General features: G+C 69.9%; 1 protein-coding gene. It reads left to right on the top strand.

The features are described from left to right. Nucleotides 1–435 (top strand): 50S ribosomal protein L25 (locus G3I78_RS48685; protein WP_164437062.1); only part of this gene is annotated, 435 nt, incomplete at both ends.

The raw sequence follows: 435 nt of genomic DNA on the forward strand, positions 1-435 counted from the left end.
GGCAAGGGCTCCCCCCGCCAGGCCCGCATCGCGGGCAAGGTTCCCGGCGTCATCTACGGTCACGGCACCGCCCCCCAGCACGTCGACGTCGAGGGCCACGGCCTGCTGCTCGCGCTGCGCACCCCGAACGTCCTGCTCTCCCTGGACATCGCGGGCGCCGGCACCGAGCTGGTCATCCCGAAGGCCGTGCAGAAGCACCCCCTGAAGCGTTCGATCTCCCACGTCGACTTCCTGATCGTCAAGAAGGGCGAGAAGGTCACCGTCGAGGTCGCCGTCGTCCCCGAGGGCGACCTGGCCCCCGGCAACAACATGCTGGAGACCCTCCTCAACACCATCACGGTCGAGGCCGAGGCCACCCACATCCCGACCGAGGTCACCGTCTCGGTCGCGGGCCTCGAGGCCGGTGCCTCCATCCACGCCAAGGACCTGGTCCTG

This window comes from Streptomyces sp. SID13726, from assembly GCF_010548375.1.
Taxonomy (GTDB): domain Bacteria; phylum Actinomycetota; class Actinomycetes; order Streptomycetales; family Streptomycetaceae; genus Streptomyces.